10 protein-coding genes are annotated in these 7,877 nt (G+C 64.2%); 5 read left to right on the plus strand and 5 right to left on the minus strand.

Going from position 1 to position 7,877, the window contains the following annotated elements:
• Positions 1-311 precede the first annotated feature (311 nt).
• Complete coding sequence (locus tag DWA01_RS00560; protein ID WP_114283683.1) at positions 312-1,031, minus strand: response regulator; 720 nt, start codon at positions 1,029-1,031, stop codon at positions 312-314.
• A 145-nt stretch (positions 1,032-1,176) separates the two neighbouring features.
• Here DWA01_RS00560 and mce point away from each other — a divergent pair, with 145 nt between their 5' ends.
• Both mce and DWA01_RS00570 read left to right on the plus strand, forming a co-directional pair.
• Positions 1,177-1,581, plus strand: coding sequence for a methylmalonyl-CoA epimerase (mce, locus tag DWA01_RS00565; protein WP_114283684.1), 405 nt, complete (start codon positions 1,177-1,179; stop codon positions 1,579-1,581).
• Positions 1,581-1,853: a DUF1467 family protein gene (locus tag DWA01_RS00570; RefSeq protein ID WP_114283685.1), complete on the plus strand. Its 273-nt coding sequence runs from the start codon at positions 1,581-1,583 to the stop codon at positions 1,851-1,853. The genes mce and DWA01_RS00570 overlap by 1 nt, the downstream gene beginning before the upstream one ends.
• 326 nt (positions 1,854-2,179) lie before the next feature.
• On the opposite strand, the gene DWA01_RS00580 is transcribed toward DWA01_RS00570, so the two are convergent.
• Together DWA01_RS00580 and DWA01_RS00585 are read right to left on the minus strand one after the other, a co-directional pair.
• Positions 2,180-2,869: an EI24 domain-containing protein gene (locus DWA01_RS00580; RefSeq protein ID WP_114283687.1), complete on the minus strand. Its 690-nt coding sequence runs from the start codon at positions 2,867-2,869 to the stop codon at positions 2,180-2,182.
• Positions 2,870-3,003: 134 nt separating this feature from the next.
• Positions 3,004-3,576 (minus strand): nitroreductase family protein, encoded by a 573-nt coding sequence (locus tag DWA01_RS00585; RefSeq protein ID WP_114283688.1) that lies wholly within the window; start codon positions 3,574-3,576, stop codon positions 3,004-3,006.
• 138 nt (positions 3,577-3,714) lie between these two features.
• Between DWA01_RS00585 and DWA01_RS00590 the strand changes: the two genes are divergently transcribed.
• Positions 3,715-3,972, plus strand: coding sequence for a DUF167 domain-containing protein (locus DWA01_RS00590; protein ID WP_114283689.1), 258 nt, complete (start codon positions 3,715-3,717; stop codon positions 3,970-3,972).
• Positions 3,973-4,529: 557 nt separating this feature from the next.
• On the opposite strand, the gene DWA01_RS00595 is transcribed toward DWA01_RS00590, so the two are convergent.
• Positions 4,530-5,540, minus strand: a complete 1,011-nt coding sequence (locus tag DWA01_RS00595; RefSeq protein WP_114283690.1) for an NAD(P)-dependent alcohol dehydrogenase — start codon at positions 5,538-5,540, stop codon at positions 4,530-4,532.
• A gap of 248 nt (positions 5,541-5,788) precedes the next feature.
• Here DWA01_RS00595 and DWA01_RS23220 point away from each other — a divergent pair, with 248 nt between their 5' ends.
• A complete protein-coding gene (locus DWA01_RS23220; RefSeq protein ID WP_200832470.1) occupies positions 5,789-6,319 on the plus strand; it encodes a VOC family protein in 531 nt (176 codons plus the stop codon).
• A 69-nt stretch (positions 6,320-6,388) separates the two neighbouring features.
• On the opposite strand, the gene ypfJ is transcribed toward DWA01_RS23220, so the two are convergent.
• Entirely contained in the window at positions 6,389-7,243 is an 855-nt protein-coding gene (gene ypfJ / locus DWA01_RS00605) for a KPN_02809 family neutral zinc metallopeptidase (protein ID WP_114283692.1), read from the minus strand.
• A gap of 90 nt (positions 7,244-7,333) precedes the next feature.
• Between ypfJ and DWA01_RS00610 the strand changes: the two genes are divergently transcribed.
• On the plus strand, positions 7,334-7,877 hold a 544-nt coding region (locus DWA01_RS00610), incomplete at its 3' end, for an SDR family NAD(P)-dependent oxidoreductase (protein ID WP_272867845.1).

The raw sequence follows: 7,877 nt of genomic DNA on the forward strand, positions 1-7,877 counted from the left end.
GGGTGGGGTGGGGCTTGGATGGGACTGCGCCTGGGGTCACCACCCCCTGAGCCCGCCGCCGGGCGTGGCCGGGACCAGGGCTGATTGGAACGACAGGTGCGGGACCCGGGCTGGTTGGGGCGGGCGGTGCAGGACGGGCAGGTTGGAGCGACAGGTGCTGGGCCCGGGTTGGTTGGTGCGACAGGTGCAGGACCGGGGCTGGTGCGGCTGGTGCGGGACTGGTTCCGGGACGCGGGTCAGCGCCGGCAACCGCCCACCCAGAAACATAGGCAGGTCAGACGCCGGTGCCGCGACCGGGAAACCGCGCAGGCTTACACCACCATACGCCCGTCCAGCCGTTCATTGACCAGGCCGCTGATCCGGCTCAGATCTTCGCTGATGGGCTGGCCGTCACGGCGGTGGCTGCCAAGCTGTTCCGCCGCTTCGCGCAGTGGCGCATCGCCGGCGGATTTGGCCACCCCGGCGAGAAACTGCGCCAGGTAGCCGGTCATGTCATCCTCGCTCGCATGGCTGATCATATCGGCCGCATGGGCCAGATCATCCTGCAGCGCGATCGGATCGGGGTGCACTTCTTCGTCACCGACCAGGCGGAAACCCTCAGGGCGGGCTTCGGCAGGCAACTGGGTCAGCACCGCCTCCTGGAACTCGGCCAGCGAGGCAATGGGTTTGGCCAAAAAGCCGTCGGCGCCAGCATCACTGGCCATCTGCGCTGCGCCGGTGTCGCCGGAAATCGCCAGCAACACGTCGACACGCGGTTGTGCCACGGACAATTCTTCGATCAGATCGGTGCCGGAACCATCCGGCAGGCCCAGATCAATAATCACCACCGAGGGGCGGTAGACCCGCAGATGGCGCCGGGCAGACGCCAGGCTGTCGGCGCGGCGAATCCGGGCGCCGGAGCGCAGGCAAAGGAGGCGCATGGCCTCACAGGCAAAACGACTGTCTTCAACAATTAACACAGTCAGCCCCAGCAGCGGACGTTCCGCAGTCGGGGACTGATTCATCATAAACACTTCCAGATCGTCAGGCATTGAACTTTCTCCGGTTGGGTGAGTCGGAGTAAAACCTGACTCTGGTAAACCTCTGGTTAAGTTTTTACAGATGCGGCGACGCGAGGCTTGCTGTCAGGTGGTCTCTGCGGGCATAAGGTGCAAAACCACAACAGGAGACACCCGGATGATCGGACGTTTGAACCACGTGGCCATTGCGGTGCCCGACCTTGCGGCGGCGGCGGCGCAATATGCCAACACGCTCGGCGCCAAAGTGAACCCGCCGCAGGACGAACCCGATCACGGCGTGACCGTGGTGTTCATTGAGCTGCCCAATACCAAGATTGAGCTGCTTTACCCGCTGGGCGAAAACTCTCCGATCCAGCGTTTTCTGGACAAAAACCCGGCTGGCGGCATTCATCACATGTGTTATGAGGTCGAAGACATTCTGGCGGCGCGGGACCGGCTTCTGGCCGACGGCGCCCGGGTGCTGGGCGGCGGTGAACCCAAAATCGGCGCCCATGGCAAACCGGTGCTGTTCCTGCACCCGAAAGATTTCAACGGCTGCCTGATCGAACTGGAGCAAACCTGATGGCTTATACCTCTGCATTTGTGCTTTTTGCGGTGACCTGGTTCATGACAATGTTTGTGATCCTGCCGCTGCGTCTGCGCACCCAGGGCGATGAGGGCAAAGTGGAGCCCGGCACCCACGCCAGCGCCCCGGCCAATTTCAATCTCAAACGCAAGATGTGGACCGCGCTGCTGGTCGCCATTCCGATCTGGGGGCTGCTGATGTATGTTGTTCTCTCTGGTATGATCTCGGTGCGCGATTTTGACTGGTTTAAAGTGCTGGACAGCCAGTAAGGCGCGGCAGACAATTCTGCGCCTTGCGCCTTGCGCCTTGCGCCTTGCGCCTTGCGCCTTGCGCCTTGCGCCTTGCGCCTTGCGCCTTGCGCCTTGCGCCTTGCGCCTTGCGCCTTGCGCCTTGCGCCTTGCGCCTTGCGCCTTGCGCCCTGCGCCTTGCGCCTTGCGCCTTGCGCCCTGCGCCCTGCGCCCTGCGCCCTGCGCCCTGCGCCCTGCGCCCCACCGGTGACACCTGATTAAAAACGCCGCCGGCACATCTGTGCGGCGGCGTTATCTTTAAGCGCGGGCCGCTTTGACCGGCGGTGCGATCCCTGTGCTGCCTGGACTCAGAGACGCTCGAGCCGGTGGAAAAGATGGGTGAAGGTCGCCACTCCGAGGATGGGGATCGCCAGGTTCAGCAGCGGCACCGTCAGAGGCAGTGCCATCAGCACACCGGCGCCCCAGACCGCGCCCTTGTGGCGCTTCCACGCTGCTTTGGCGCCCTGGCGCCCCAGCCGGCGCATCGCCACCAGTTGAAAATACTCCCGTCCCAGCAAATAGCCGTTTAAGGCGAAAAACAGGAACGGCGCCACCGGTGGAAACATCACATAAAGCACCACCGCCACCAGGTTGGCAGCAATGATCACACCGAGGAAATTCACCGCGTCCCTGGCGCTCTCATAGAACTTCACGGGACGGGCCGACGGCAGGTGAGGGTAATGGCGGTCCTCCACTGCGCTGGCGATCTGATCGAGAAACAACCCGATAAAACTGACCGCAACCGCCGGCATAACAAACACGGACAGCACGAGGAATACGAGGAAACTGCCCCAGCCCGCCAGGTCGCCAAGCCAGCTGATCTCGCCATATCCCGGCAACACCACCGGCCCGCTGCTGGCGAACCCCACCAGCCAGGACAGGCCCCAGCTCAGCGAGAACAACAACAAAAGCGTCAGCCCCAGGCCTTTGAAAAAGACGCGGCGGAAGCGCGGGTCGGCCATCTGGCCGAGGGCGCGGAAAAAATCGTTGAAAATCATATTCTCTTCCTGGGGTTATTGCTGCCTGCAGCTTTGCGCCGCCTCTTATGGACGCCAGTATTTTTGGGGCGTGTTTTTGGGGGCTACATTTTGGGCACAACGTTTTTGAGCACAACGTTCCTGGGCACAGGGGCTCAGTCGCGCAGCCAGCTGGTGATGCGCGCCATATCAGGGCGCGGCCGCTCCGGCGGCACCGCTGTTGCGGTACCGATATGGATGATGCCGGCGACATGCTCGTGGCCCGAAAGCCCAAAACCGGCTTCGACAAAACCACGGTCATGGCTGGCCCAGCCCGAAATCCAGTTGGCGCCCCAGCCCGCCGCCAGCGCCGCGTTGAGCAGCGCCAGGCTGACCGCACCGGCAGAATAGGTCTGCTCGATCACCGGAATTTTGGCGCTGGCCACCGGGCTTGAGACCACCACCACCGCCAGGCCGGAATTCTCATAGAGAGATGCCGCTTTGTCCTGGGCGGCCTGGTCATGCCCGAGCGCCGCACCCCGCTCGCGCACCAGAGCCGCCAACCGCGCCATCGCGCCTTGTTGCAGCACGACAAAGCGCCAGGGCTCGAGCTTGCCATGATCCGGCGAGCGCGCCGCCGCCACCAGCAGCGGTTCCAGATCGTCGCGCCCAGGCCAGGGCGCAAACAGGCTGCGCGCCGGGTGTGAACGGCGTGTCTGCAGAAATTTCATCACATCGGCATCAGGCATGGTCACAGCTCTCCGGGGTCAGGGCACATAGTCATCCTTCCATGTCGGATGCGCAGCGGCTAAAATCAATGCTTTATCCCGTTGTTTGCCCGATGATTTCCCCGGGCCAGGGCGAGCGCCGTGCAAAAGGACCACCAGATGACCAGCCGACCCCTTGCCCATCTTGCCAGCCCGGGCACCGAAATTGCGGTGCGGGTGACACCCAAAGCCTCGCGCAACCTGGTGAAAATCGAAGCGGATCAGATCCGGGTCTATGTCACCTGCGTGCCGGAAGATGGCAAAGCCAATAAAGAGGTGGTGAAACTGCTGGCCAAAGCCATCGGCACCGCAAAGTCCAACCTGATCCTGCTGCGCGGCGCCACCTCGCGCGACAAATTGTTCCGGGTGCTGGGCTAGGGGCGCGGCGCCCCGCCTGCAGCTGCGCCCCGCCCGGTGACTGCGCCACCAGGCGACTGCGCGCGCGCCTCTCAACAGCGATTGGCCCGTCGCTGCGCAAGGGCGCGCTTGCCCCCGCTGCCAACGTCTGCCGCACGGTCCGCAGGGGCGCCCTGCTCAGCGCCGCTCACGGCAGGCCTGCATTACGACGACGCCAGGCTGACGACTGTGCCGGACTGACGACTGTGCCAGACTGTAGACCACGCCAGTGTGACGGCTGTCTCCACGCGGCGACTCTACGCTGGTTCCAGACTGTGCGCTGTTCGCAGCAGCGCTTCGCCACCAGCGTGCCAGCCGGTCCGCTGCCGCTGCGCATACGCCCCACAGTCGCGGTGCTGCGCCCACTGCGCCGTCACCATTTCAGCGCCAGGCTGCTGCCGGTCACCCGGTACATGCATGATGCTGCCAGCGCGCCACCAGAACAGGCCTGTGGCAGCCGCGCGGCCCGCGCTTTCGAACCTCAGCTGATACCACCGGGAGGTTGTGTCGCCGGTATCCCGCTGCTGGCGCCCTGCGGGTTACGCTGCCGCGCTGCGCCCGGTTCCGGCAGCTTCATGGGTGATACACAGCACCACATTTCCACGTTTGCGTCCGGTGGCGATATAGCGATGCGCCTCTGCGGTACCGGACAGATCATAGCGCCGGTCGATGAAACTGCGCAGCGCCCCACTGGCATACATGCCGTGCAGTTGCGACAAAAGCCGGCGCAGCTCCGTTGCCGGCAGCGCGCCGGTGGCAGAGAACTTGGCTTTTTTGCTGCCAAACCACGTGCTCCACAGCATCTGCCACAAAAGCGCAAATCCCAGCACCGGCGACAGGTACTGCCCCCCTGTGTTCAACACCGGTTTACAGCGGCTAAAGGAACTCTTGCCCACGGTGTCGTAAATAACATCCCAGCGCTGAGCGGAGGCGGTGAAATCCTCGCGTGTGTACTCAATCACCTGGTCCGCCCCCAGGTCCCGCACCAAATCGGCATTGCCCGCGCTGCACACCGCGGTCACATGCGCACCGGCAAGGCGCGCGATCTGTACCGCAGCGCTGCCAAGGCTGCCGGAGGCCCCGTTGATTAACACCCGCTGCCCGGCCTGTATGCCCGCCAGATTATGCAGAAAATTCATCCCGGTCAGGGGCCCGTCGCAGACCGGCGCGGCAGCTTCATAGCTCACATTGTCCGGCAGATGCGCAATCACACCGTTCTCAGCAACACGCAGATACTGCGCGTTGGAGCCAAAGCCAAAAACCGTTTCCCCAAACACCCGGTCGCCGGTCTGATACTGGCGTACGCCGGCACCACAGGCGACCACTTCGCCGGCAAACCCGGTGCCGGGCACCGGGTTTTTGGGCCGCAATACCCCCAGGAACAGGCGCCCGATCCTGGGCGTTCCGGCGCGCATCATGCCGTCTGCCGCGGTGACAGATGCGGCATGGATCCGCACCAGCAGCTCGCCCTCTGCTGCCACCGGCATCGCCAGCTCCTGCAGCCGCAGCACGTCAGGGGATCCGTATCGGGTGTAGGTAATCGCTTTCATCACAGGTATCCTCAGATTGTGAGACCGCCGGATCACAGATCTGACCGGCAAAGAGCCTGGCCTGATTACGGTTTATTCCTGCGCCTGAAACCAGGGTAATACGCGCCGCCCTGGTTTAAAAATGAACCACCTAGAGCCAGGCGCGGGTTCAGGCGCCGCTGCGCCGCTCCTGCCCGCTGTCCGCAAAACGCGCCGCTGGCGAGGGCTGCGCCGACGGCAGCGGACCGGGCCCCAAGCCCGAGATGGTCATGCACGCCTCGTTCACCGTGGGCGACACGCAGATCATGGCGTCGGATGGCATGGGCTCGGGCCATGCCAGCTTCCAGGGCATCTCGCTGGCGCTGAGCCCCGCCAATGCAGCCGATGCCCAACGCTATTTCGACGCGCTGGCCGATGGCGGCAAGGTGCAGCGCGAGTTGCAGCAGATCGAAGCGCGGCAGGTCGACCGGGCGGAAAGCCGTCGCGAGGTCCAGGTTGCACTCGCGGAGGCGCATGCCGAAGCGGCGCAGGTCCGCGCCGAGGCCGTGGCCGAGAAGGCCGTCGCCAGCGCCCCCAAGGTGGTGATGAAATGCCTCGACAAGGACCGCGCGGTCACCACCAAGGTCGACGCCAACGGTCGCACCACCATGTATGTGTGCGAAAGCTATGGCGACATGGTGGCGCTGAAGGCGCTCAAGCACACGCGCAAGTCGATCGCATCGGATAGCAAGTGGTCCGATGACACCCGCGCCGAAATACTGGCCGATATCGATGCGGAGATCGCCCGGCTCTCCCGCTGATCGCATGCAGTGCGACCCCGAAGGGCGCGGTCGACGGGGCCGCGCCCTTTTTGCTGCCCGCCCTCCGCGTCAGCCGATATTGGTGATCCTGTCGCAGGCGCGGTCGTCGCCCTGCAGGCCCAGCCGCAGCGCCTGGCTGCGCTGCTGCGAGGTGCCGTGGGTGAAGTTCTCGCTGGAGACGCGGCCCCCGGTCAGCCGGTCGTCCCCGATGGCGGCAGCCGCCTGCATCCCTTCCTCGATATCGCCGGGCTCGATCAGATTGCGGTTCTTGCCTGCCCAGACGCCCGCATAGCAATCGGCCTGCAATTCCATCAGAACCTGCAATTGGTTAGCGCGGCGCGGATTTTGCTGCTGCGCACTGCGGATCGAATTCGCGATGCCGGTAAGGGTCTGGATGTGATGCCCATATTCATGCGCAATCACGTAATAGCGCGCGAAATCGCCTCCCGCGCCGAGTTGGCGTTCGAGCGTGTCGTAGAAGCTGGTGTCGATATAGATCGTCTGGTCGGCGGGGCAGTAGAAGGGGCCCATCGAAGAATTGCCCGCGCCGCAGCCCGTGTTGACCCCGCCGCCGCCGTAAAGATCGAGCGTGGGCTGCTGGAACTGGCCGCCGAAGCCCTGTTGTTCGAACGTCGCCGCCCAGGTCTGGTTAAGCGAATCGAGCCCGTTGCACGCTTCGCGCGCATAGGCGCTGCTGGTGCAGATCGCCTGTTCATCGGTGTTTGCCGGACCGGCCTGCTGCTGGCCCTGCTGGACGCTTTCCACCATGCCCGCGGTCTGCATCGGGTCGAGCCCGAAGACGAAATAGCCGATCGCCGCGATCACGATCGTGCCGCAGCCGATCCCGCCCGCCTTGCCGCCGGGGACACCGCCGCCGCTCGATCGTACGTTGATATTGTTGGTGTTGAACGGATTGAGCCGCATGCGCATTCCCTTGTTGCCTGGCCGCTTTACAGCGCGGAGTATCTCCGCAATGGCCGATATCGACCATTCCTACAACGTCCGGAGGACCAATTGTCACACGGTCAATTGCTTAAGGGTAAGCGCGCACTCGTCACCGGCTCGACCAGCGGGATCGGGCTTGCGATCGCCCGGTCGCTGGCGGCAGAGGGCGCCGAAGTGGTGCTCAATGGCTTCGGTGACGAAGCGCAGATCGCCGCATTGTGCGCGGAGCTGGGCGCGACCCATTCGGGCGCCGACCTGACCGATCCCGCGCAAATTGCCGCGATGATGGATGCGGCGGGCGAAATCGACATCCTCGTCAACAATGCGGGCATGCAGCATGTCGCGCCGGTCGAGGATTTCCCGGTGGAGAAGTGGGATACGATCATCGCGCTCAACCTGACCGCCGCGTTCCACACCACGCGGCTCGCCGTGCCCGCGATGAAGCGGAAGGGCTGGGGCCGGATCATCAACACCGCCTCGGCGCATTCGAAGGTCGCCAGCCCGTTCAAGTCCGCATACAATTCGGCCAAGCACGGGCTCGACGGTTTCACCAAGACGGTTGCGCTCGAGCTTGCCGAACACGGCGTCACCGCCAATTGCATCAGTCCCGGCT

Source organism: Candidatus Halocynthiibacter alkanivorans (genome assembly GCF_003333265.1).
Classification (GTDB): Bacteria; Pseudomonadota; Alphaproteobacteria; order Rhodobacterales; family Rhodobacteraceae; genus Halocyntiibacter_A; species Halocyntiibacter_A alkanivorans.